Origin of the sequence: Actinophytocola sp., from assembly GCF_009379765.1 — a bacterium.
Lineage (GTDB): Bacteria > Actinomycetota > Actinomycetes > Mycobacteriales > Pseudonocardiaceae > Actinophytocola.
On the sequence record NZ_WHTD01000022.1, the window covers coordinates 41,817 to 64,321 of the forward strand.

The window sequence follows — 22,505 nt, forward strand, 5'->3', positions numbered from 1 at the left end:
TCGTCTGGTTCAGGGGCGGCCCAGGTAGCGAACCTGGTCGGACTTCGCCTTGTCCAACGCCTCTCGTGCGTCGGTGACGTCTGGGTACGCCGAGTACTCGGGCACGCCCACCTCCCACCACGCTCCGGCGTCCGTCCACGCGGACGGATGGGTGCGGATCACCACGACGGCCACCCGGCCGGCCCGTGCGTGCTCGCGCGCCTGCCGGTAGGCGGCGCGGAGGCGGGTGAGGTCCGGAACGGACAGCACCGCGCAACCCAGCGACGCCGCGTGCGAGGCGAAGTCAACCCGGGGCGGTTGCGCCTGTAGCGAACGGGCGTCGGCGTACATGTTGTTGAACCCCGGCGCGCCGTTGCCCCGCTGCAGCCGGTCGATCACCGCGTAGCCGTCGTTGTCGCACACGACGGCCACGAACCCGTGGCCGGCGAACGCGGCGGAGAACAGCTCCGAGTTGAGCATCAGGTACGAGCCGTCGCCGAGCAGCGTCGTCACCACGCCCGACGCCCTGGCCATCGCCGCGCCCCACGCGCCGGCGATCTCGTAGCCCATGCACGAGAAGCCGTACTCGACATCCATTCCGGACTCCGGCGCGGCGACGGCGCGCCAGCCGCCGATCAGCTCGCCGGGCAGCCCGCCGGACGCGGTCATCACGTAGTCGCCCGCGCCGCTCTCCTCGTTGACGACCCCGACGACCTGCGCGTAGGTCGGCAACCCGGCACCCGGCGCGCGGAGCCCGTCGACGTAGGAGTCCCAGCGCGCCCGTTCGGCGGCGGCCCGGTCCGACCAGGACGCCGAGACCCGCCATGAGTCGAGCAGGCCCGCGAGGTCGCCGAGCGCCTCGTCGGCGTCCGCGACCAGCGCGAGGGCACCGTGCTTGACCGCGTCGAACCGCGCGGTGTTGATCGACACGAGCCGGACGTCCGGCGCGAACACCGACCAGGACGCCGTCGTGAAGTCCTGCAGTCGGGTGCCCACCGCGAGCACCAGGTCGGCCTCGGCGGCCAGTGTGTTGGCCGACGCCGAGCCGGTGATGCCGAGCGGCCCGGCGTACAGCGGGTGGTCGTGGCGCAGCAGGGTGCGCCCGGCGGTGGTCTCGACCATCGGCACCCCGTGCCGTTCCGCGAGCGCCGACGCGCTGTGCGTCGCGCCGGAGTACCGGACGCCGCCGCCCAGCACGAGCAGCGGCCGGTGCGACGCGGCGACCGCGTCGGCGACCCGACCAAGCGCGTGCCGGTCCGGTCGCGGCCGCGGCGGCCGGTGGGTGACCGGCTCGAACAGCGCTACCGGGAACTCGAACGCCTCCGCCTGCACGTCCTGCGGCAGGGCGAGAGTGACCGGCCCGCATTCGGCCGGATCGGTGAGCACCCGCGCGACCTGCGGCAACGTGGCGATCAGCTGCTCGGGCCGCACGATCCGGTCGAAGTAGCGGCTGACCGCGCGGAACGCGTCGTTGACCGTGGCCGTGCCGTCGCCGAAGTGCTCGACCTGCTGGAGCACCGGGTCCGGGGCGCGGTTGACGAACGTGTCGCCGGGCAGCAGGAGCAGCGGCAGCCGGTTCGCGTGCGCGACGCCTGCCGCGGTCACCATGTTCAGCGCCCCCGGCCCGATCGAGGACGTGGCGACGCCGACCTGGCGGCGGTGGGTCGCCTTCGCGAAGCCCACCGCCGCCAGCGCCATGCCCTGCTCGTTGTGACCGCGCCACACCGGAAGACCGTCCTGCTCGGACAGGGCGGTGCCGAGGCCGAGCACGTTGCCGTGCCCGAAGATCGCGAACACGCCCGGGAACAGCGGTGCGTCGGTGCCGTCGAGAAGCACGGTCCGCTGCGCGAGGAGCCAGCGGACCAGCGCCTGCGCGGTCGTCAGCCTCACTGGCCGGCCACCTCGCGGAGCTCGTGCTCCAGTGCCTCGAGCTCGGCGCCGCCGGCCATCTGCCTCGTCAGCTCCTCGATCGTGATGTCCTTCTTGTCCATCGAGCCGAGGCTGCGGCCGCGCTTGAGGATGAGGAACCTGTTGCCGACCGGGTAGGCGTGATGCGGGTTGTGCGTGATCAGCACGACGCCGAGGCCGCGGTCGCGGGCCTGCGCGACGTACCGGAGCACCACGCCGGACTGCTTGACGCCCAGCGCCGCGGTGGGCTCGTCCAGGATCAGCACCTTCGCGCCGAAGTAGACCGCCCGGGCGATCGCCACGCACTGCCGCTCGCCGCCGGAGAGCGTCCCGACCGGCTGCTCGACGTCACGCAGGTCGATGCCCATCTCGGCGAGCGCGGTGCGCGCGGTCTCCTTGCCCTTGCGGCGATCCAGGCGCTGGAACGGCCCGCCGCCCACGGTCGGCTCCGAGCCCAGGAAGAAGTTGCGCCACACGCTCATCAGCGGCACGACGGCCAGGTCCTGGTAGACCGTGGCGATGCCGTGGTCGAGCGCCTCGCGCGGCGAGCCCAGCCGCGCCTCGTTCCCGTTGACCAGGAACCGGCCGGTGTCGTGCTGGTGCACCCCGGCGAGGATCTTGATCAGCGTGGACTTGCCGGCGCCGTTGTCGCCGAGCACGCAGGTGACCTCGCCCGGGTTGACCACAGTGGACACGTCGCGGAGGGCGATCACGCTGCCGTAGTTCTTGCCGACCTCGTCGACCTCGATGAGAGCTGTCTGCGTCGGTGTCGTCGTCGGAGTCATCGCCGGACCCTTTCCGCGCGCCGCCGGAAGGTGTTGTTCACCAGCACCGCGCCGAGCAGCATGATGCCGAGGAAGAGCATGAACCAGTCGCTGTTCCAGTTCGCGAACACGATGCCCTGCCGGGCCATGCCGAAGATCAGCGCGCCGATCGCGGCACCGATGGCCGAGCCGAAGCCGCCGGTCAGCAGGCACCCGCCGATCACCGCGGCGATGATGAACTGGAACTCCAACCCGATACCCTGGTTGGCCTGCACCGTGGTGAACCGCAGGATGTTGATGGAACCGACCAGCCACGCGGCCAGCGCGGTGCCCATGAACAGCAGGATCTTGGTGCGTGCCACCGGCACGCCGACCGCCCGCGCGGACACCGCCGCGCCGCCGACCGCGAAGATCCAGTTGCCGAACTTGGTGCGCACCAGCAGCCACGCGGCTACCGCGGCGAACCCGATCCACCAGATGATCGAGATCTGGAACGGCGTGCCGCCGATGGAGAACGTGGACGCGAACACGAACCCGGTGGACTCGTAGCCGGCCGTGGCGCGCATCCCGGACACCTGTACCGAGTCGGTGATCAACCGGGTGACGCCGAGGTTGAGACCCTGCAGCGCGAGGAACGTGCCGAGGGTGACGATGAAGCTCGGCAGCCCGGTGCGCACCACCAGCCAGCCGTTCAGCGCGCCGACCCCGAGCGCGAAGATCAGCGACAGCAGCAGCGCGAGCCACACGTTCAGCCCGACCTGGGTCGCGAAGATCGCGGTGACGAGCGCCGTGGACGCGGTCATCACCCCGGCGGACAGGTCGAACTCGCCGCCGATCATCAGCAGCGCCACGGCGACCGCCATGATCCCGAGCGTCGCCGAGTCGTCGAGCCAGGTGGCGGCGCCGCTCATCGTGAGGAACTTGTCGGCGACGACCGAGAAGAAGACGAACACCACGAGCGCGCCGAGCAGCGCGCCGATCTCCGGCCGCACGACCAGCTTGTTCAGTAACCCCGGCGAGGTCATGCGTTCGTCGACGGCCGCGGGTTCCGTTGTCGTTGTTGTCGTCATGTCGGGCTCCTCAGCGCGTGCCGCGTTCGGTGTACGGACGCACCAGGTCCGCGTTGGACTCGTCGACGAAGCCGGGGCCGGTCAGCACGGACTGCCCGCCGCCCAGCGTGTTCCCGTTCTGCCGGTACAGCTTCAGCATCATGATCGGCAGGTAGCCCTGCTGGTACTGCTGCTGGTCGACGGCGAACAGGATGCGGCCGTCCCGGATGGCGTCGACCACGTCGGTGTTCAGGTCGAACGTGGCGATGTCGGCGTCCGAGCCCGCGCCCTGCGCGGCGGTGACCGCGCGGTCGGCGACCTGGGAGGACAGCGTGAGCACACCGTCGATGGACGGGTCGGTCTGCAGCGCGCCGCGGATGCGCGCCTCGATGTCGGTGGGGTTGCTGATGTCCACCTGGAGGTTCTCGACCGCGTCGTCGGAGTCGCCGCCGAAGCCTTCGCGGGCGCCGTCGCAGCGCTCGTTCAGTCCGGAGTTGCCGGCCTCGTGGATGACGCAGAGGATCTTCTTCTTGCCGGCCTCCTTGAGCCGCTCGCCCGCAGCCTGGCCGGCGATCGCCTCGTCCTGGCCGACGTGTGCGATGGCGCCGAACTCCTTGCTGCGGGTGGCCCCGGAGTTGATCGTGATGACCGGGATGCCGGCCCGCACCGCGGCCTCGATGGAGGACTTCAGCGCGTCCGGGTTGGCCATCGACACGACGAGCCCGGTCTTGCCCTGCGCCACGGCGTTGTCGACGAGCTTGGCCTGCGCACCGGGGTCGCCGTTGGACACGTAGGTCACCTGGACGCCGAGCTCGTGCCCGGCCTCCTCGGCGCCGTTCTTGACCACGCTCCAGAAGGCGTCGCCCTCGCTGCCGTGGGTGATGACCGCGAAGTCCAGCGGCGCGGTCGGGTCGAACTCGCCCCCACCGCCACCACCGCCGCCGCCCGAGACGGTCTCGGACTCGGCGGTCGGTCCGGTGCACGCGGCGAGCACCATGGCGAGCGCCGCCAGCGCGGCGGCGAGGAGCGCGGGCGTTCGTCGCCCTCGGTCAGACATCGTCGTCTCCCGTCCAGTCGGCCTGGGTCCGCTGCGTTTCCTCAGTGGACCGAATCCAGGAAGGCCAGGCTGCGCGCGGTGGCCTGCCGCGGCAGCCGGTCGGCGCCGGTATCGGTCTCGGGCAGCGCGGTGTCCTGCTCGAGCACGTACCAGCCGTGGTAGTCGTAGTCACGCAACAGCTTCAGCAGTGACGCGAGGTCGACATCGCCATCCCCGAGCGGCACGTAGATGCCGAGCGCGACGGCCTGGGTGTAGCTGATCCTGCCGTCCCGCACCTGCTCGGCGAGGTCGGCGCGGACGTCCTTGAGGTGCACGTGGCCGACCCGGTGCGGGTACCGCCGGACGAGCTCGACGGGGTCGGTGCCGCCGATCAGCAGGTGCCCGGTGTCGACGCACAGCGGAAGGTCGGAGTCGGCGAGGAAGCGCTTGACCTCGGCGGACGTCTCGACCTGGGTGCCGACGTGTGGGTGCAGCACCGTTCGCACGCCGGTGCGCACGGCCCGGTCGCGGATCATGCCCGCGGTCTCGACCAGGGTGTCCCACTCGGCCGGGCGAAGCGGTGGGCGCTCGTCGTAGCCGTCCTGCCCGGTGGCGGCGGCGAGGACCAGCACGTCCGCGCCGCCCGCCGCCAGCAGCTCTGCCTGCCGGGCCGCCTGGTCCACTGTGGACTGTTGGGTGGCGCTGTCGTGCATCGCGACGGCGAGGAAGCCGCCGACCAGGCCGAGCCGGTGCTCGTCGAGCAGCTGCTTGAGGTCGGTGGCCGCGGTGGGCAGGTAGCCGGGCGGGCCGAGCTCGGTGGCGGCGAGGCCCAGGTCGGCCATCTCCCGCAGGACCGTTGCCGGATCGAGCATCCGACCCCAGCCGGGCACCTCGCAGACGCCCCAGGAGATCGGGGCCGCGGCGATCCTCATGATGGGCTCCCCCCGTCGCTCCTCAGGTCGACGCGTACCGGGGTGCCGGTCCGCCGCGACTGCTCGCATGCCTCGGCCAGGCGAAGGCTGACCAGGCTGTCCCGGGCGGGCGACGGGTTGTCCGCGCGGCCGCCGAGGACGTCGACGAACACCTGCATCTCGTTGAGGTAGGCGCGCCGGAAGCGCTCGGGGAAGCCGGGATAGGCGTCCGCGTCGGAGCGCGGCCCGTCCGGCTCGAGGGAGTTGAGCGGCGTGCGCGGGTCGAGCCCGACGGCGACCGAGTCCTTGCCACCGAGCACCTCGATGCGGTGGTCGTAGCCGAGCGGGTCGTGCCGGCCGCCGGCGAGGAGCGCGTGCGCGCCGCCCGCGAAACGCAGCACCACCACCGCGTTGTCCACGTCGTCCGCGTGTGCGAATGCCTGGTCGACGAGGACCGAGCCGGACGCGTAGACCTCGATGACCGGCTCGCCGACCAGCCACGGGACGGCGTCGAGGTCGTGGATGAGCAGGTCACGGAAGATGCCGCCGGAGGAGGGCAGGTAGGCGAGGTCGGGCGGGTTGGCGTCGAAGCCGGTGGCGCGGACGTGGTAGATCGGGCCGAGCTCGCCGGTGGTGATGCGCCTGCGCAGCTCGACGACCGCCGGGTCGAACCTGCGCTGGAACCCGACCAGTACCGGGACCTCGGCGGCTTCGACCTCCTCGACCAGGGTGGTCATCTCGGCGAGGTCGGCGGCGATGGGCTTCTCGCACAGCGCGGGCTTTCCTGCGGCGAGGCAGCCGCGGACCATCGCCGGGTGGGTGTCGGTCGGGGTGGCGATGAGGACGCCGTCGGCCTGGTCGAGCAGCTCGGCGACGCCCGCGGTCGGGCGGGCCTTGGCGAGACCGCGCGCGGTCTCCTCGGCGCGGCCCTCGACCGGGTCGTGGAGCAGCACCTCGTCCACCGCGGGCAGCGCCGCGAGGTGCGCCGCGTGCATGGTCCCGATCCGGCCGACTCCGGCGACGCCGATGCGCATTCGGTTCCCGCTTCCCGATTAGAGCGCTCTAACGGCTCCATCCTGTAATGTCCGTCACACCCGTGTCAAGGAGTGACCGTGGGGCGACCGACGATCGAGGACGTGGCGGCGCGGGCCGGCGTCTCGCGGGCGCTGGTCTCGCTGGTCATGCGCGGGTCGCCGAAGGTGAGCGACCAGCGGCGGGCGGCGGTGCTGAAGGCGGCGGACGAGCTGGGCTACTCACCGCACGCGATGGCCCGCTCGCTCGCGAGCCGCACCTCGCACGTGCTCGGGGTGATGGTGTCGGACCTGCACAACCCGTTCTGGGCGGAGGTCGTCGACGGCCTCGACGCCTACGCCCGCTCGGCCGGCTTCGAGCTGGTGATCAACACCGGTGGCCGCCGGCCGAGCCGCGAGCGCCAGGCGCTGACGGGTCTGCTGTCGTTCCGTCCCGCGGGGATCGCCCTGCTCGGCCCGGTCCTGCCCGCGGCGTCGATGGCCGGGGCGGCCACGCACACTCCGGTGGTTCTGGTCTCCCGCTCGTCCCGGCAACCCACGGTGGACACGGTGAACGACGACGGCCGGGCCGGCTCGGGCATGGCGGTGGACCATCTGGTCGCGCTGGGCCACCGGGAGATCGCCCACATCGACGGCGGCAGCGGTTCCCAGTCCGCCCCGCGGCGAACCGGCTACCTCGAGGCGATGCGCCGCCACGACCTGACCCCGCGGGTGGTCCGCGGCGAGTACACGGAGGCCGCGGGCGCCCTGGCGATCCGTGAGCTGCTGGCCGACCCGCCGACCGCGATCATGGCGGCCAACGACCTCAACGCGGTCGGCGCGATCTCCGCGCTGGAGGCGGCGGGCCTGGCCGTGCCGAAGGACGTGTCGGTCGTCGGCTACGACAACACTTGGCTGGCGGCGCTACGCCACGTCTCCCTGACGACGATCGACCAACCCCGCGAGGAGATGGGCCGCCTGGCCGCCGAGGCCCTGATCCAGCGGGTGCGGGGCGAGCGCGCGGACCCCGCCCGCCACCTGCTCCGCCCACGCCTGGTCATCCGGGCGACGACGACCCCACCCCGCTGACCGGTTGTCCACAACGGGCCGACCTGTCCACAAGTCGATCTTGCACCCCGATTTCGCCGGTACCCACCGATAGACTGGCGCTGAGGGGTGCCCCCGGAGAGGGCGGGGGCTTTACGTTTCTTGCGTTCTACACGCGCGCGAGTACTTCGGTTGTGGGTCCGCGCGCAAGGTGCTAGCCGGTGATCGCGGACGTGGCCACCTCGGCCATGCCGCGCATGCCGGTCGCGTTCGGGTGCAGGGGCGCGGCGATGTTCGCCGGGATGAAGGGCTCGGTCCAGCGGATCGAGGACGACTTGCAGACGTCCTTGCCGATGCCCGGGGTGCGGATGTCCACATAGGTCGCGCCGTGGGTCGCCGCCGCGTCGGCGAGCACCTGGTTCAGCTGGTCGATCTTCGCCTGGATGTAGTTCGCGTCCCGCGCCCACACCGGCACCCTCGGGTAGCAGCCGTTCGGCGGCAGGTAGGTCGTGTAGCCGACCACGAACACCCGCGCGTTCGGCGCCCGCTGCGTGATGCCGTCCAGCACCGCCGCGACCTTCGGGCCCACACTCGCCACCCGCTCGCCGTAGACGTCCCCGCCGCCGGCCGTGTTCTCCGCCGCGCACGAGGTCCCGAACGGGCTGGGCAGCAGGTTCAGGCACGACTCGGCCAGGCCGACCAGGCCCGCGTCGTTGCCGCCGATCTGCAGTGTCACCAGCGTCGTGTCCGCGCCCAGCGCGTCGAACTGCGGGCCGACCGTGCCCAGGTCGGTCTCCTGCGGGTTGGTCATGTCCCCGGTGTCCGCGCCGGAGCACGTCACGTCGGTGATCGGCACGCCGAGCTGCCGGGCGACGAGCTTCGGGTAGTTCGCCGTCGACCGGAAGCAGCCGGGCGCGCTGAGATCCGGCAGCGGGATCAGCGGACCGGACGCGGCCGAGTCACCGAGCGCGACGTAGCGCTCCGCGGCGGCGTTCGCGACCCCGGCCGGGAGCACCGCGGTGATCGCGACGAGCAGAGCGGGCAGAACCAACCGACGTGACAGCATTGTCGACGCACCTTCCAGCCGGGACCGGACGTGAATCAGTGTCAGGTCCGGCCGAAGGTCTGTCCATCACCCACTAGGACGCAGCGCGCTCCTCCTCGGGCGCGGGCGTGCGCCTCGCCAGGGGTGCGGCGGATCAGCGGCCACAGGAGCACCGCCGCCACGATCACGTACACGGTGACCGAGAACGTCGGGTTCACCAGGCCGGTGAGCGACCCGTCGCTGATCTGCAGCGCCCGGCGCATCTGCTGCTCCGCCGCCGGTCCCAGGATCACGCCCAGCACCGCCGGCAGCACCGGCAGGCCGTACCGGCGCATCGCGAAGCCCAGCGCACCGATCACGAACAGGACGATCAGGTCGATCACCTGGCCGCTCACGCGTAGGCACCGACGCTCGCGAAGAACAGGATTCCCGCGTACAGGTACGGCCGCGGGATCCGCAGCAGCTTCGACCACACCGGCGCCGGCGGCAGGTTCAGCACCAGCGGCAGCACGGTCCCGACGAACAGGCTCGCGATCAGGCCCCACACCAGCGCCGGCTCCGCTCGAACAGCAGTGGCCCCGGCTGGATCCCGTACGGCTGGAACGCCGCGAGCATCACCGCGGCCGTCGCCGTGGTCGGCAGGCCCAGCGTCAGCATCGTCACGAGCGTCCCGGACGCGGACGCCGTCGACTCCGGACCCGCCACGCCCTCGATCGCGCCCGAGCCGAACTCGTCGCGGTGCTTGGACAGCCGCTTCTCCGTCGCGTAGGACAGGAACGTCGGGATCTCAGCGCCGCCGGCGGGAATCGCGCCGAACGGGAAGCCGATCAGCGGGCCGCGCAGCCACGGCTTCCACGTCCGCCGCAGGTCCTCGCGACCCAGCCACGGGCGGCCCACCGGGATCGGCTCGCCGGGCAGGTGCCGCAGCCGCAACGCCACCAGGGCGATCGTGCCGATCATGGCGCCGACGAAGTGCCCGATCGCCGCCGCCGCAAGCGGTTGCGACCCTGGGCCGGGCTTGGCCATCTGGTTGCCCTCGATCGCGGTGACCACCGAGGCCGACTCACCGGGCGTGTTCAGCAGGATCGACGTGGTCGAGCCGCCGAACATGCCGCCGTAGTAGATGCCGGCGAACATGATCATCGCCGCGATCGGGTCCAGCCCGTAGGTCACGGACCTTTCGGCGGCGGAGTGCGCGGCGCGGACGTCACTGTCCCGGGTGAGTGCGCGCCGCTACCACTGGCTGGCTGGCTGGCCGCCCGCTGATCCGGGCATCGGGCCCGCGCGGAGCCGCCTGCGGCCAACCGGCGGCCGGTGGTTCGGGTGTGGCCCCCGGTTTCCAGCGTAGTGGGCGACGCCGACGGTTCTGGCCTCTGTGGACAGGCCGGGACTGTCGGTGGCCGTCCGTAGAATCGATACCGGGGGCCGGAGGCCCCGGCCGCCGCGCCGGGCGGGGCCGGCGGTCATGGCGGGGCGCCGCCCACCGCGACGCAGCAGTGGCCGATCAGTCGTCGGGGCCCGCGCGGCGGCCGCGTTTGGTCTCGCCACGGCGGCGTTTCGCGGCCAGCCGGCGTTCCCGGGAGCCTCGGGTGGGTTTCGTGGGGCGGCGGGCCGGCGGGGGTGGCTCCGCGGCCGCGCGCAACAACGACGCCAGGCGGTCGCGGGCGGTCGCGCGGTTCGCCAGCTGGGCTCGGTGCTCGCTGGCCACCACCGTCAGGACGCCGTCCACCAGGCGGGAGGACAGGCGGGCCAGCAACCGGTCGCGCAGCCACGGCGGGACCGCCGGTGAGCGGGCCACGTCGAAGGAGAGCTCGACCCGGCTGTCGGTGGTGTTGACGCCCTGCCCGCCCGGGCCCGACGAGCGGGAGAAACGCTCGTGCAGCTCGCCGGCGGGGATCACCAGCTGGCTGGTCACCTCCAGGTCGGGCACAGTGGTCAGCCCTCGAACCAAAGGGCCGGATCGACGACGATCCCGATCAGCGTCTCGTCCTCGAGAATGGGCAGGCCCTGCGGCGACTTGCCCAACGCGCGGCGGGCGTCGGACAGGTTCGTCGCGACCGCGGTGACCGTGCTGCCGTCTGGGTGGATCGACAGGGCCATGCGCCCCTTCTCACCCGCGTCGTTCCTGTAGCCGGCCAGCACCACGGTGAAGCCCTTCCAGATGCGCACCTCGCAGTCGCCGTAAGGCCCCTGCACCTTCTTGCAGCTGGCGACCGGCCCCGACGCCGACTTCGCGACGCGCACCGACAGCCCGCCCTCGCGGTCCGGTGCCCGCACGTCGGTCACCAGCTCGTACAGGTCCGGATCCTGCTCCAGGAAGCGCGGCGCCTGACCGTCGAGTCCGACGAGCTGCATCTGCTCGGGAACCAGGTGGGAGCCGAGGAACGCCTGGGTCAGCACGTCCGCCTGCGTGGTGGCTATCGGCGGATCGCCGACCGTGGAGGCGGGCGAGGTGGACGGCGGCCCGACCGGCGTGGTCGCAGTCGACCGCGGCCCCGTGGTGACGGTCCCGGTCGCGGCCGGGGGCACGTCCCGCTCCGGCTCGTCATCGCCGACCAGGCCGCTGAGCAGCACCGCGCCGACGACCGCCGCGACGACCCCGGTGACCGCGCCGCCCGCCTCGAGCCGGCGCCGGTTGCGCAGCTTCCGCTTGCCCTGCCGGAAGACCTCGTCCCGGTCGAGCCGCAGCGGCGGCTCCCCTGCGAGCGCCCGGCCGAGCAGCTGTTTGATGTCGTCGTCGTCCGACGTCACGGCTCACCCGCCTCCGTCCGGTCCCCGGAGGACGGCGACAGCAGCCGGCGCATCGACGCCAGCCCCTTGGCCGACTGACTCTTGATCGTGCCCTCGCTCTTGCCGAGCGCCGCCGCGGTCTCGGCCACCGACAGGTCCTCCCAGTACCGCAGCACCACGACCGCGCGCTGGCCGGCGGGCAGCTGGGCCAGCGCCCGCCGCACGTCGACCGCGTCCTCGACCCCGGCGCCCGGGCGCGTCTCGAGCTCGGGCACGTCGCCGACCACGGCCTCGCGCCGCCGGTACGCGCGTCGAGACTCGTCGATCGCCGCTCGAACCATGATCTTGTGGGAGTACGCGTCGACACTGCCGTCGCGTCGAATCCGGGACCACGCGACGTAGATCTTGGTCAGCGTGGTTTGCACGAGATCCTCCGCCCGATGCCAGTCACCTCCACACAGCAGGTACGCGGTCCGCCGCATGACAACGGCGCGGCTCTCGAGGAACTCCCCGAACTCCGTGTCGCGGTCTTGCACGAACCTACGTTCCTCTCGTCCCCCGTGGTACGGCGCCGGCGTCGGTCCGGTTGCCCTGATCACGTCCTAGAACCGAGGATGATCGCCGATCAGCTCGGCACGCGCGGCGTCCGGGTCGTCGCCGAGCGGGCTGACCTCGCCGAGCACCCAGGCCGGCACGTGCCGTGCGGTGAGCACGGCCAGCGCCCGGTCGACGTCCTCCGGCGCCACGACGGCCGCCATCCCGACGCCCATGTTGAACGTGCGCTCCATCTCCAGCCGGTCGACCCGGCCGCGCTGGGCGATCATGGAGAACACCGGCGCGGGCGTCCACGTGCCGCGGTCGAGCGTGGCACGCAGCCCCGGCGGGATCACCCGAGCCACGTTCGACGCCATGCCGCCGCCGGTGATGTGCGCGAACGTGCGCACATCGGCCTCCGCGGTGACCGCGAGGCAGTCCTTGGCGTAGATCCGGGTGGGCTCGAGCATCTCCTCGCCGAGCGTGCGGCCGAACTCCTCGACCTGGCCGTCGAGCGGCATCCGGCCGATCTCCAGCAGCACGTGCCTGGCCAGCGAGTAGCCGTTGGAGTGCAGTCCCGAGGACGCCATGCCGATGACGACGTCACCCGGCCGCACCCGCTCCGGTCCGAGTACCGCGTCGGCCTCGACCACGCCGACGCCGGTGGCGGACAGGTCGTACGTGTCGTCGGCCATCAGGCCGGGGTGCTCCGCGGTCTCGCCGCCGAGCAACGCGCAGCCTGCCCGCACACAGCCCTCGGAGATGCCCTTGACCAGCGCGGCGATCCGCTCCGGGATGACCGTGCCGACCGCGATGTAGTCCTGCAGGAACATCGGCTCCGCGCCGCACACCACGAGGTCGTCGACCACCATGGCGACGAGGTCGATGCCGACCGTGTCGTGCACCCCCATGGCCTGGGCGACCGCGATCTTGGTGCCGACGCCGTCGGTGGACGCCGCGAGGATCGGCTCCTTCCAGCGGTCCAGCTTGAGCTTGAACAGGCCGGCGAACCCGCCGATGCCGGCGAGCACCTCCGGCCGAACCGCCTTCTCGGCGAACGGCTTCAGCTGCTCAACCGCCTGCTCACCGGCCTCGATGCTCACCCCCGCGGCGGCATAGGTCGCGTGCGGGGTGTTGCTGGTGTCGGTCATGGTTCCCGGTTCAGGGTCGCTGGAGTGCGTCCTCCGCACCATATCCGGCACGCACGACGGGGGCGGCGGGGCCCGCGACACCCTTCTCCAACCCTTCCAGAAGGTGCTTGCCGATCTGCGCCTCGTCCGGCAGCGCGATCGGGTACTTGCCGTCGAAGCACGCCATGCACAGCCGGCTGCGCGGTTGCTCGCTGGCCGCGACGAGGCCGTCGAGCGACACGTAGCCCAGCGTGTCGGCGCCGATCGAGCGGCGGATGCCGTCGAGGTCCAGGCCGTTCGCGACGAGCTCGGCCCGGGAGGCGAAGTCGATGCCGTAGAAGCACGGCCAGCGCACCGGCGGCGACGCGATCCGCACGTGCACCTCGACCGCGCCGGCCTCGCGCAGCATCCGAACCAGCGCCCGCTGGGTGTTGCCGCGCACGATCGAGTCGTCGACCACGACGAGCCGCTTGCCGCGGATGACGTCCTTGAGCGGGTTGAGCTTGAGCCGGATGCCGAGCTGGCGGATGGTCTGCGACGGCTGGATGAACGTGCGGCCGACGTAGGCGTTCTTGACCAGGCCGGAGCCGTAGGGGATCTCCGAGCCCTGCGCGTAGCCGATGGCGGCGGGCGTGCCGGACTCCGGCACGGGGATCACGAGGTCGGCCTCGGCCGGCGACTCCTCGGCCAGCCTGCGGCCGATGTCGACCCGGGTGGCGTGCACCGAACGGCCGGCGATCGTGGTGTCCGGGCGGGCCAGGTAGACGTACTCGAACAGGCAGCCCTTGGGCTCGGGGTTGGCGAACCGGGACGAGCGCAGCCCGTCGTCGTCGATGGCGAGCAGCTCGCCGGGCTCGACCTCGCGCACGAACGTGGCGCCGACGATGTCGAGCGCGGCGGTCTCGCTGGCCACGACCCAGCCGCGCTCGAGGCGGCCGAGCACGAGCGGCCGCACGCCGTGCGGGTCGCGAGCCGCGTAGAGCGTGGCCTCGTCCGCGAACACCAGGCAGAACGCGCCGCGCACCTGCGGCAGCAGGTCGAGCGCGGCCTGCTCGATGCCCCGGTCGGCGGCGGCCGCGGCCAGGAGCCCGCAGACCAGGTCGGAGTCGGTGGTGGCGCCGTTGTTGGTGGGCACGCCCGCCGCGCGGGCCCGGTCGAGCAGCTCGGCGGTGTTCACCAGGTTGCCGTTGTGACCGAGCGTCAGCCCGCTGCCGATGGCGGTGGTGCGGAACGTCGGCTGGGCGTTCTCCCAGGTCGTGGAACCGGTCGTGGAATAGCGGCAGTGCCCGACCGCGACGTGGCCGCGCAGCGACGACAGGGTCTGCTCGTCGAACACCTGGCTGACCAGGCCGAGATCCTTGAAGACGACGATCTGCCGACCGTCGGACACCGAGATGCCCGCGGCCTCCTGCCCACGATGCTGCAGCGCGTACAGCCCGTAGTAGGTGAGCTTGGCGACCTCTTCGCCCTTGGCCCACACGCCGAACACGCCGCATTCCTCGCGGGGCTCGGTTTCGGTTTCCGGTGCGTCGGACTCGTCGGCGTGCTGGTCGGTGACCACCGAGAATGCTCCCCTGCGGACGGTGTCAGGTACGACCAGTGTAGGTCGAGTTCCCCCTGGACAGCGCGACGCGCCGACGTGGCGGTCAGCTCATTCTCAGCGCGCGCAGCACGCTCGCCTCGCCCGTTCCGGTGAGCTGCATCCGGTTCCACAGCTGGTAGAGCAGGTTCGCGGTGCGGCCGTTCAGGTGAGCGTCGGCCTGCTCGTCGCGGGCGGCGAGCCGAACCTGGGGCACCTCGCCGGGGACGAGCCGGACGAACCACCGCTCCGGACCGTCCGCACAGGACACGATCGCGCTCCCTGCCGTGGTGGGCGGGGAGTCGAGCAGCAGCCGGGCGGCGAGCAGCGTGCCGAGCAGCTCGTCGAGGGCGTCCGCGGACTGCTCGCGGTCGGTCGGCACGAGGGTGCGCAGCGCCGCCTGGGCGTCCCAGCGGCGAAGGTTCAGCTCGTGCGCGGCGCGGCGGTGCCACACCCAGGCGAGATCGGGCGCCGCCGGCGAGAACGTCCATACCGGACGGTTGCCGGGAGTGGCGGCGAGTACCTCGGCGGCCGCCGCGAGCTCCTCGTCGAGGAACGCGAGCGGGTCGGCCGGCGGCTGGGCCGGTCTCGGCCGGAGCTGGACGACGCTGCCGCTGGTGAGGTAGCGGGTGACCTGCGCGAGGAAGCGGCCGGCATGCACGGTCAGCTCGGTGAACGTCCAGCCGGGACAGGACGGCACATCGGCGCCGAGGTCCGCCCGGCCGACCGCTTCCCGGAACATGGCCGCCTGTTCGGCGTACACCTCGATCCACCTGGGCGGGGTCCACACCGGCATGGGGCTCCTTCCCGGTTCATGCGCACTTGCACATAGTGCGCGGCAAAACACCCTACGCAGCCGCCCGGTTGGGTAATTTCGGTGCGCACCCCAATCTTGGAGGGCAACCGTGGCTGACGGATACCAGGTCGACCCCGCGATCCTGCGCGGCGCGTCCCGCGATGTCTACGCCGGATCGGACTCGGTCGGCGACGCGGCCGCGTTGCTGGACGCGGCACAGCTGGTCCCCGCCGCGCTGGGCGAGGTCCCCGCCGCCGACGAGCTGGCCAGAGCGTTCGCGACGTTCGTCGGCGAGCACGGCGACGACCTGCGGCACGGCTCGGTGTGGGTCAACGACGCGGCCGACGGGCTGGTGTCGAGCGCCGATGACTACGAGCGGCGCGACGACACCGCCGCAGGCGACCTCACCGCCGCGGGGCCGGCATGATCGACCCCGAGGTTCTCTACGGGCAGCTGGCCAGCGGCGACGCCGGACGGATCGCGTCGACCGGCGAGCCGGTGTCGGCGGCGATGTCCGCGTTGGCCCGGGCGCGGTCGTCGATGGACGCCGGTGGCTCCACGGCGGCGTCGAGCTGGCAGGGCTCCGCCGCCGACGCGTTCGCCTCCCGCAACGCCATGTCGGGCACCGCGACGTCGACCGCGCACGCGCGGCTGGAGCAGGCCGCGGGCGTGGTCGAGGCGGCGTCCGGTGCGTACCGGACGATGCGGGGCGCGGCGGACAACGCGATCGAGGCGTGGCGGGCGCGGCCCTCGGGCCTCGACAACGCGGCGCTGTCCGCGCTGGCGTCGCGGGTCAACGACGCGCTGACCACGGTTCGCGACGGGTACGAGCAGACGCTGCGCGCGTATGCCGGCTCGCTCGCCGGGATCAGGCCGGCGTTCGCGGACGTGGCGGGTGGGGACGCCGGGTGGCTGCAGACCGCGCCGCAGGCGGGGCTGACGGTGCCGCGGCCGGGGTCGGACCCGCGTTCGGTGGCCGCGTGGTGGGCCGGCCTGTCCGAGACCGAGCGCGACCAGTTGCTGGCGACGCGGTTCGACACGCTGGGACAGTTGCGCGGGTTGCCGGCCGACGTGCTGGACGCCGCGAACCAGCGGCGGATCGAGGTCGACCAGGTGCGGTTCTCGGCCACCAGGGCGGACCTGGACGCGCAGATCGCCCAGCGGGCCGCGGCGTTGGGCATGGACCCCTCGGACGAAGGCGAGCTGCGGTCGGACCCCGCGCTGGCGGACCTGCTGGACCAGCGCCAGGACGTGAACCGGCAGCTGGACAACGCGACGGCCGCCGCCGACCGGGTGGCCGGCGCGCACGAGATGGCCGTGGCCAACGGCATCGACGACGACATCTACGTGCTGTCCTACGACCCGGTCGGGCCGGGCAACCAGGACGGGCTGCTCGCGGTGGCGTTCGGCAACCCGGACACCGCGGACAACCTGGCGGTCACCGTGCCCGGTGTGGGAACGACGCTGGAGAGCGGGTTCCCCAACGGGCAGGCCGTCGAGCTGCGAGAACAGATGGACGCCGCGGCGCCCGACGCCCACAACGCGACCGTGGCGTGGCTGGGCTACGACGCGCCGGAGTGGGACCTTCAGGTGGGCTCGGCCGAGAACGGCCGGGACGGCGGCGCGTCCCTCGTGTCCGATGTGGACGGTTACCGCGCCGCGGCCGAGGCGGCCGGCCACGACCCGCACGTGACGGCATTGGGGCACAGCTACGGCAGTGTGGCGGTCGGGTACGCCGGGATGAACGGCCTGGCCGCGGACGACATCGCGTTCCTTGGCTCGCCGGGTGTCGGTGCGTCCAATGTGGACCAACTGTCGGCAGGGCAGGGCCACGTGTGGGCGGGTGCGACCGAGCACGACCCGGTCGTGCAGGGGACCAGTGGCGACTGGTTCACCGAGGACGGCTCGTCGACGACGCCGTACGACGACTCCTTCGGCGCCAACCAGTTCGGCGCCGCGTCGGAGGAGAACCTGGCCGGCGCGCACAGCGCGTACTACACGGACGGTTCGGAGTCGCTGCGGAACCTGGGCAACATCGCGACGGGCAACTACGACGCGGTGACCGAGCCGCGGTGGCAGGACTCGCCGCTGCCCCCCGACCTGCCGGGCTCGGACCTGCCGGTGGTGGGTCCGGTGATCGACGGCGTGGCCAACATCGGCGTCCAGGGGGTGGACATCGTCGAGGACGTGGGCGGCGGCCTGCTGGACGCGGGTGGCCACGTCCTGGACGGCGACTGGGACGGGGCCTGGGACGAGCTGCGCGACACCGGCGGCGAGCTGCTGAACGACGTGGGCGACGTGGTCGTGGGGACGACCGGCGACCTGGTGGAGGGCGGCCGGGACCTGGTGGACGCGGGCCGCTCGCTGTACGACAACACGCTGGGCCGCTTGTTCTGACCTGACCGCGGCCTTCGGCCCCGAGATCCAACCTACGGACGCCCACCGACAGCTCCCGGCGGCGCGGGGCGAGCCTGTGGGCAACTCCGGACTCGCGGGGGCCCCCCGCTTTCCAGCCTATTCGTGAGCACCGACAATTCTCGCTTGCTCTGGACCGCCTGTGGACAGCTCCCGCTCAGAGGCGGAGCAGTGGCAGGTGGTGCGCCAGGTCCGCACGGTTGCCGCTGGCGGTGATCTTGCCGGTGGACATCGCGTCGGGCCAGGTCAGGATGCCCGTGGCAAGCTCCAGCCAGGTTCGTGGGTCCATCTCCACCACGTTCGGGGGCGTGCCGCGGGTGTGCCGGGGGCCTTCGATGCACTGCACGGCCGCGAACGGCGGGACCCGGACCTCCACGCTGCGGCCGGGGGCGATCTGCGCGAGGGTACGGAGGCTCAGGCGGACCGCGGCCGCCATGGCAGGCCGCGGAGGCTGGTCGGCAGCGCCTGCGAGCCACGGCCGGACGGCCAGCACGGCCTCGCGAAGTTCGTGCGGGTCAACGGGTTTCGTGCTCAGGAGCCGGCCTCGTGGACGATCTCGTCGAGCATCTCCTCGACGTAGTGGGTCAGGTTGCGAGGGTCGGCGGGCGAGATGGTGGTCCACATGGTGCCGTCCTGGGCGGGCCGGCGGATCTGCACGTAACGTCCGTCCTCGGTGTCGAAGAAGGACACCACGCGCTCGGCTCTTCGGCGCCTGCCGAACTTGTCGCGGGCCGCGGCGCCGAAGTTGCCCATGCCGGTCACGTCCTTGATCATCTCCGCCAGCGCGGTGGCGTCGTCCGCGCGGGTACCGTGCGACAGCAGCTCCTTGTGGAAGCCCTCGCGCGTGCCGGCGCCCGTGATGGCGGCGTTCTCGAAGTCCACGGTGCGCAGCGTCACCGACTGGCCGGGGCCGGGCACCGCGGTGGGCAGCGCGGCCAGCGCGGCCGCGGGCAGTCCGGCGGCCGAAGCGTGGCGAAGCTTCACCTGGCCGTCGCTCAGCTCGGCGACACCCGCGACCTCACCGGTGGCCGCGGCCAGCGCGCGGACGTTGCGGCCCGCGTAGGCGCGCGCGTCCACCTCGCGGTCCGGCTTGGCCAGCAGCGTCAGGATGTCCTCGATGTCCGGATGCACCTCGACCGGCCGGCCGAGGCCGCGCCGCTCGAGGTCCGCCCACGCCCGCTGTTCGAGCTGCGCCCGCTCCTCGACCGTCTTGCCGGGCGACGGCACCTTGACCACCAGTGGCAGCTGGCCGAGCCGCAGATGCTCCCACAGCACATCGAACTCGAGTGCCGACAGCGTGATCGGTTCGGTCTCCCGCTCGCCGATCGAGAACGTGCTGGTCACAAACCCAACCTTACTCAGAGAAACCAAGGCGGGGTGCCGCGTCCGCGACACCCCGCCCCGACTCGGACCAACTACTCCTGCGGCGTGGACTCACCGATCACCGTGGGCGCCACCCGCCGGTCGTCACCGAACACGTCGTCGGTCTCCAGCAGGTAGTCCGGCGCGAAGTGCTCGTCGTCGTCCTCGCCGTCCGCACGCCGGCCACCGGCACCCGTCGCGCCGGGCGCACCCGAGCGCGGGCCGGTGACCCCGCCACGTCCTGCCGCGCCCGCGGCCCCCGGACCACTGCGGACCACGCTCTCACCCGGCATACCGCCGCGGCCGAGCTGCGAGTTCGGCCGGGAGCCTTCCGGGTCGGCACCACCGAGGCCACCGCCCAGACCGCTGCCGCCGCCTGGCAGCCCGCCACGCATCGGCATGCCCTTGCGAGCCACGTCGCCCGCGTTGACCGGGCCGTTCGGGCCGCGGCTCAGCGGGCCGCGGCCGTTGGTCTCGACGTTGTTCGTGTTGCCGAAGCCGGGCACGAAGGTGTTGTTCTGCCAGCCCGGACCCGGGTTGGTGTTGATCGGCGGGTTGAAACCCGGGGTCGGGCCGGGGTTCGGAGTGCCGGGCGGAAGCGTGGACGGCGGCGTGATGCCCGAGGGCGTCGTGGCCGACCCCGGCGGAATGGTGACCGACGGCGGGGTGGACACGGAGCCGCTCCCGCCGTTCGGCACCTGCGGGGTCGTCGTGCCGCCGCCGGTCGGGCTGACGCTGCCGCCCCCGCCACCACCGCTCGTCGGGACCGTGTACCCGTTGCTGCTGGTCGACTGGTAGCTGCTGTGTGCGACGGTGTTGACCTGCGACTGCGCCGGGTCGACGTGGCCTGCCGTGCCGCCCTGCGGGGGCGGGCTGGAGACGACGACGTCGGGCGGCGCGACGAAGGTGCCGAGCGTGTCCCGGTTCCAGGTGCTGCTGGTCTCGTAGGTCTGCATGGTCTCGACCGCGCGCTGCTGGGCCTCGCTCTGCGCGGCCTCCTGCATCTCGTGGTCGGCGGCCTGCACGGCGACCTGCAGGGCGGGCCCCGGGTTGCCGGTGACCGCGGACGCGCCCGCGGTGACCTTGTCCCACGTGGACGGCGCCGGGGTGGTCACCGAGACGGGCTCGGGCATCCGGGCCCGCGCGTCGGAGATGTAGTCGGCCTGGTTCTCCGAGGAGATCCGCATGACGGTGGAGCCGGTCTCGGCGTCGCCGGCCCACGCGGCGAGCGGGGTGAGGCCGGACTGCGCGCTCTCGGCGGCCTGGCCCTCCCAGGAGGAGCCCATCTTGGTGAGCCTGGTGTTGAGGTCCTCGTCTACCTGGCTGAGCTCGTCGGTGAGGCTCACCCAGTAGTTCGTCTGCGGCTCGGACGCGGCCGGCCCCGGACCGCTGTTGATCATCTCGTAGAGCTCCGGGTGTTCGAAGCCCTTCCAGCGATGCCCCATGGAGATCAATCCTTACGATGCGGAAGCGTGATCGGCCTAGTACTTGCCCCAGCGGGCGGTGTTCGTCCCCTCGATCTCGAGGTAGTCGGCTTGGGCGGACTTCAGCGACTCGATCGCGTTGTGGAGCTGCTCCTGGTAGCCGGTGAGGCACGCCATGGCCGAGTCGGCGCCGGCGCCGTTCGTGCGCTCGGTGAACTGCGTCGCCGTCTCGCCGCTGACCGGGTCCCCCGCCCAGTCGCGGACCGGCAGGCTGCCGAGCTCCCGGACCTTCCGAGCCACCCGGTCGTGTGCCTCCCGGAAGGCCGCCAGTGCCTCGGGAATGGCATGCGGCTCGATGCGCAGGCGCTGAGTGCCAGAGAAGGTGGGCTCCGCAGCAGGTGCGGCCCCGACACCACCGTCCGCTACATACACGGTTCGTCTCCCTCAGTCTGTGCGATTGCGACGACTGTATCTCTGATGCGGCGCGCCGTGGAGTGGTTCCCACAAGCAACCGCCCAACATCGAAAAGTTTCCTCTGAGACGCGGCCGGGCCTCGACCGTGACGTCAGCCGAGGGCGCCGATCGTAGCCGTGGCGATCGTCGACACGGTCCGGCAGAGCTGGTCCTGCGGGGTGGCGGGTTGCTCCGCGGGGTTGCTGAGGCCGTAGGAGACGTAGATGAACTGGCCGTCGTGCACGTCGAGGACGCCGAAGCAGTTGGCCGGTTGTGCGAGCTTGAGCACCGCCAGCGGGAAGCCCGCCGCCTCGCCGCTGGTGATATCGGCGTTGGCGCTCTCGACGAAGGACTCGGCGCCCTCGTTGGTGACCGCGACCAGGGTGAGCGAGAGGTTCTTCTCGATACCGTTGGCGAAGCACTCCTTCGAGCCCGGGAAGATCGTCGAGTCGCCGCCGAGCGGCGCGCGGTCGCCGTCGAGGCCGTAGCTCTTGAGCGGGAGCTTGGCGACGACCTGGCAGATGTCGACCGCTTTCAGGTCGATCTCCCTCGGCCGGTCGACACTCGTCCCGGTCTCCGTGCTTTCGGACGTCCCGGTCGGTTCGTCCGTCCGGTCGGTCGTGGTGCTGGTCGTCGCGTCGCCGACCGTCGGCTCACCCGGCTCGGCGCTCGAACAGCCGGCGACGAGGAGCAGCGACGCGAGCACGATCCGCAGGGTCCGCATGCCTCGCAACCTACCGATTCGGCCGAACGGACCTACGATGTGGAGTCATGCCGGACCAGTTGACGCCACCCGAGATCACCCCGGAGATGCGGGCGAACGCGCGAGCCAACCCGAACACCTGGCTCTACGTCATCGACCCGGCCCTTGACGCGGACGCCGACGTGCCGCCGTGGGGCGTGGTCGGCGCCTATCCCGTGACCGGCCGCGGCGAGATCGACTCGAGGTTCGTGCGCAACACCGCGTACCGCCCGTCGCCGACCGCGCTGCGGATGCCCGAGCCGGCGAGCGACCTGGAGCGGACCCTGCAGCTCGTCCAGTCCGGTCACGTGGACCAGGCGACGCTGCCCGGCGCGGTGCTGCGGGCGTCGCTCCTGCTCTACGCGGCGTCGCCGGAGGACCGGTCGGTGACCGGCTTCCCTGCCCGCCAGGGAACGGTGATGGTGCCGGCCTGCACATCGGTGGCGCACGTGCCGACCGCGTGGCCGGGTTGGCGGGTGGTCTCGGGTTTGGACCTGGTGCCGCTGCTGCACGGCCACCCGCTGGTGATCAACCCGGTCGGCCCGATCGCCGCGATGATCCCCGCCGCGCACCTCGCGGCCGCACGCTGAC

At 72.2% G+C, this 22,505-nt stretch carries 22 protein-coding genes and 1 pseudogene; 4 read left to right on the forward strand and 19 right to left on the reverse strand.

Annotated features, from left to right (window positions below):
- Positions 1–9 precede the first annotated feature (9 nt).
- The 6 genes from iolD to GEV28_RS09530 are packed head-to-tail and all read right to left on the reverse strand — an operon-like array spanning position 10 to position 6,681.
- Positions 10–1,869: a 3D-(3,5/4)-trihydroxycyclohexane-1,2-dione acylhydrolase (decyclizing) gene (iolD, locus tag GEV28_RS09505; protein WP_291410773.1), complete on the reverse strand. Its 1,860-nt coding sequence runs from the start codon at positions 1,867–1,869 to the stop codon at positions 10–12.
- Positions 1,866–2,672 carry an ATP-binding cassette domain-containing protein gene (locus GEV28_RS09510; protein WP_291410774.1) on the reverse strand — a complete coding sequence of 269 codons (807 nt, stop codon included), beginning with the start codon at positions 2,670–2,672 and terminating at the stop codon, positions 1,866–1,868. Before GEV28_RS09510 ends, iolD begins: the two co-directional genes overlap by 4 nt.
- Positions 2,669–3,721 carry an ABC transporter permease gene (locus GEV28_RS09515; protein WP_291410777.1) on the reverse strand — a complete coding sequence of 351 codons (1,053 nt, stop codon included), beginning with the start codon at positions 3,719–3,721 and terminating at the stop codon, positions 2,669–2,671. The genes GEV28_RS09510 and GEV28_RS09515 overlap by 4 nt, the downstream gene beginning before the upstream one ends.
- Positions 3,722–3,731: 10 nt before the next feature.
- Complete coding sequence (locus GEV28_RS09520) at positions 3,732–4,757, reverse strand: sugar ABC transporter substrate-binding protein (protein WP_291410779.1); 1,026 nt, start codon at positions 4,755–4,757, stop codon at positions 3,732–3,734.
- 41 nt (positions 4,758–4,798) lie between these two features.
- Positions 4,799–5,668, reverse strand: coding sequence for a TIM barrel protein (locus GEV28_RS09525; RefSeq protein ID WP_291410780.1), 870 nt, complete (start codon positions 5,666–5,668; stop codon positions 4,799–4,801).
- Positions 5,665–6,681 carry a Gfo/Idh/MocA family oxidoreductase gene (locus GEV28_RS09530; RefSeq protein WP_291410782.1) on the reverse strand — a complete coding sequence of 339 codons (1,017 nt, stop codon included), beginning with the start codon at positions 6,679–6,681 and terminating at the stop codon, positions 5,665–5,667. The genes GEV28_RS09525 and GEV28_RS09530 overlap by 4 nt, the downstream gene beginning before the upstream one ends.
- A gap of 78 nt (positions 6,682–6,759) precedes the next feature.
- On the opposite strand from GEV28_RS09530, the gene GEV28_RS09535 reads away from it, so the two are divergent.
- Entirely contained in the window at positions 6,760–7,746 is a 987-nt protein-coding gene (locus GEV28_RS09535) for a LacI family DNA-binding transcriptional regulator (RefSeq protein ID WP_291410784.1), read from the forward strand.
- A 172-nt stretch (positions 7,747–7,918) separates the two neighbouring features.
- On the opposite strand, the gene GEV28_RS09540 is transcribed toward GEV28_RS09535, so the two are convergent.
- The 8 genes and pseudogenes from GEV28_RS09540 to GEV28_RS09575 all read right to left on the reverse strand — a co-directional run bounded on the left by GEV28_RS09540 (position 7,919) and on the right by GEV28_RS09575 (position 15,518).
- Positions 7,919–8,770, reverse strand: a complete 852-nt coding sequence (locus GEV28_RS09540; protein WP_291410785.1) for an SGNH/GDSL hydrolase family protein — start codon at positions 8,768–8,770, stop codon at positions 7,919–7,921.
- 41 nt (positions 8,771–8,811) lie between these two features.
- Positions 8,812–9,922 (reverse strand): annotated as a pseudogene (locus GEV28_RS09545) (tripartite tricarboxylate transporter permease); the annotation flags it as partial.
- A gap of 331 nt (positions 9,923–10,253) precedes the next feature.
- Positions 10,254–10,679, reverse strand: a complete 426-nt coding sequence (gene arfB / locus GEV28_RS09550) for an alternative ribosome rescue aminoacyl-tRNA hydrolase ArfB (RefSeq protein WP_291410787.1) — start codon at positions 10,677–10,679, stop codon at positions 10,254–10,256.
- Positions 10,680–10,684: 5 nt separating this feature from the next.
- A complete protein-coding gene (locus GEV28_RS09555; protein WP_291410789.1) occupies positions 10,685–11,500 on the reverse strand; it encodes a hypothetical protein in 816 nt (271 codons plus the stop codon).
- On the reverse strand, positions 11,497–12,015 hold the full coding sequence (locus GEV28_RS09560) for a SigE family RNA polymerase sigma factor (RefSeq protein ID WP_291410791.1): 519 nt from the start codon (positions 12,013–12,015) through the stop codon (positions 11,497–11,499). Before GEV28_RS09560 ends, GEV28_RS09555 begins: the two co-directional genes overlap by 4 nt.
- A gap of 66 nt (positions 12,016–12,081) precedes the next feature.
- Positions 12,082–13,164, reverse strand: a complete 1,083-nt coding sequence (gene purM / locus GEV28_RS09565) for a phosphoribosylformylglycinamidine cyclo-ligase (protein WP_291410793.1) — start codon at positions 13,162–13,164, stop codon at positions 12,082–12,084.
- Between the two features lie 10 nt (positions 13,165–13,174).
- On the reverse strand, positions 13,175–14,704 hold the full coding sequence (purF, locus tag GEV28_RS09570) for an amidophosphoribosyltransferase (RefSeq protein WP_291410795.1): 1,530 nt from the start codon (positions 14,702–14,704) through the stop codon (positions 13,175–13,177).
- A gap of 85 nt (positions 14,705–14,789) precedes the next feature.
- A complete protein-coding gene (locus tag GEV28_RS09575; protein WP_291410798.1) occupies positions 14,790–15,518 on the reverse strand; it encodes a maleylpyruvate isomerase N-terminal domain-containing protein in 729 nt (242 codons plus the stop codon).
- A gap of 109 nt (positions 15,519–15,627) precedes the next feature.
- Here GEV28_RS09575 and GEV28_RS09580 point away from each other — a divergent pair, with 109 nt between their 5' ends.
- Together GEV28_RS09580 and GEV28_RS09585 are read left to right on the forward strand one after the other, a co-directional pair.
- The gene (locus GEV28_RS09580) at positions 15,628–15,945 is read left to right on the forward strand and encodes a type VII secretion target (RefSeq protein ID WP_291410800.1); all 318 of its coding nucleotides are present in this window, start codon (positions 15,628–15,630) and stop codon (positions 15,943–15,945) included.
- A complete protein-coding gene (locus tag GEV28_RS09585) occupies positions 15,942–17,915 on the forward strand; it encodes an alpha/beta hydrolase (protein ID WP_291410802.1) in 1,974 nt (657 codons plus the stop codon). Before GEV28_RS09580 ends, GEV28_RS09585 begins: the two co-directional genes overlap by 4 nt.
- A gap of 175 nt (positions 17,916–18,090) precedes the next feature.
- Here the strand turns inward: GEV28_RS09585 and GEV28_RS09590 are convergent, their stop codons facing one another.
- The 5 genes from GEV28_RS09590 to GEV28_RS09610 all read right to left on the reverse strand — a co-directional run bounded on the left by GEV28_RS09590 (position 18,091) and on the right by GEV28_RS09610 (position 21,896).
- Positions 18,091–18,468 carry a sterol carrier family protein gene (locus GEV28_RS09590; protein ID WP_291410829.1) on the reverse strand — a complete coding sequence of 126 codons (378 nt, stop codon included), beginning with the start codon at positions 18,466–18,468 and terminating at the stop codon, positions 18,091–18,093.
- On the reverse strand, positions 18,465–19,277 hold the full coding sequence (locus tag GEV28_RS09595; protein ID WP_291410804.1) for an ESX secretion-associated protein EspG: 813 nt from the start codon (positions 19,275–19,277) through the stop codon (positions 18,465–18,467). The genes GEV28_RS09590 and GEV28_RS09595 overlap by 4 nt, the downstream gene beginning before the upstream one ends.
- 71 nt (positions 19,278–19,348) lie before the next feature.
- A complete protein-coding gene (locus tag GEV28_RS09600) occupies positions 19,349–20,740 on the reverse strand; it encodes a PPE domain-containing protein (RefSeq protein WP_291410806.1) in 1,392 nt (463 codons plus the stop codon).
- A gap of 36 nt (positions 20,741–20,776) precedes the next feature.
- Positions 20,777–21,151 (reverse strand): hypothetical protein, encoded by a 375-nt coding sequence (locus tag GEV28_RS09605; protein WP_291410809.1) that lies wholly within the window; start codon positions 21,149–21,151, stop codon positions 20,777–20,779.
- 133 nt (positions 21,152–21,284) lie between these two features.
- On the reverse strand, positions 21,285–21,896 hold the full coding sequence (locus tag GEV28_RS09610; protein ID WP_291410811.1) for a DUF3558 family protein: 612 nt from the start codon (positions 21,894–21,896) through the stop codon (positions 21,285–21,287).
- A gap of 47 nt (positions 21,897–21,943) precedes the next feature.
- On the opposite strand from GEV28_RS09610, the gene GEV28_RS09615 reads away from it, so the two are divergent.
- Positions 21,944–22,504, forward strand: a complete 561-nt coding sequence (locus GEV28_RS09615; RefSeq protein ID WP_291410813.1) for a type VII secretion system-associated protein — start codon at positions 21,944–21,946, stop codon at positions 22,502–22,504.
- Position 22,505 lies beyond the last annotated feature (1 nt).

What these genes read in the sequence shown, in the direction of transcription:
- GEV28_RS09515 (WP_291410777.1), bottom strand. Translation starts at nt 3,721, where the DNA reads ATGACGACAACAACGACAACGGAACCCGCGGCCGTCGACGAACGCATG.
- GEV28_RS09615 (WP_291410813.1), top strand. Translation starts at nt 21,944, where the DNA reads ATGCCGGACCAGTTGACGCCACCCGAGATCACCCCGGAGATGCGGGCG.
- GEV28_RS09610 (WP_291410811.1), bottom strand. Translation starts at nt 21,896, where the DNA reads ATGCGGACCCTGCGGATCGTGCTCGCGTCGCTGCTCCTCGTCGCCGGC.
- purM (WP_291410793.1), bottom strand. Translation starts at nt 13,164, where the DNA reads ATGACCGACACCAGCAACACCCCGCACGCGACCTATGCCGCCGCGGGG.
- GEV28_RS09525 (WP_291410780.1), bottom strand. Translation starts at nt 5,668, where the DNA reads ATGAGGATCGCCGCGGCCCCGATCTCCTGGGGCGTCTGCGAGGTGCCC.
- GEV28_RS09585 (WP_291410802.1), top strand. Translation starts at nt 15,942, where the DNA reads ATGATCGACCCCGAGGTTCTCTACGGGCAGCTGGCCAGCGGCGACGCC.
- GEV28_RS09530 (WP_291410782.1), bottom strand. Translation starts at nt 6,681, where the DNA reads ATGCGCATCGGCGTCGCCGGAGTCGGCCGGATCGGGACCATGCACGCG.
- GEV28_RS09575 (WP_291410798.1), bottom strand. Translation starts at nt 15,518, where the DNA reads ATGCCGGTGTGGACCCCGCCCAGGTGGATCGAGGTGTACGCCGAACAG.
- GEV28_RS09520 (WP_291410779.1), bottom strand. Translation starts at nt 4,757, where the DNA reads ATGTCTGACCGAGGGCGACGAACGCCCGCGCTCCTCGCCGCCGCGCTG.
- GEV28_RS09540 (WP_291410785.1), bottom strand. Translation starts at nt 8,770, where the DNA reads ATGCTGTCACGTCGGTTGGTTCTGCCCGCTCTGCTCGTCGCGATCACC.
- GEV28_RS09600 (WP_291410806.1), bottom strand. Translation starts at nt 20,740, where the DNA reads ATGGGGCATCGCTGGAAGGGCTTCGAACACCCGGAGCTCTACGAGATG.
- GEV28_RS09510 (WP_291410774.1), bottom strand. Translation starts at nt 2,672, where the DNA reads ATGACTCCGACGACGACACCGACGCAGACAGCTCTCATCGAGGTCGAC.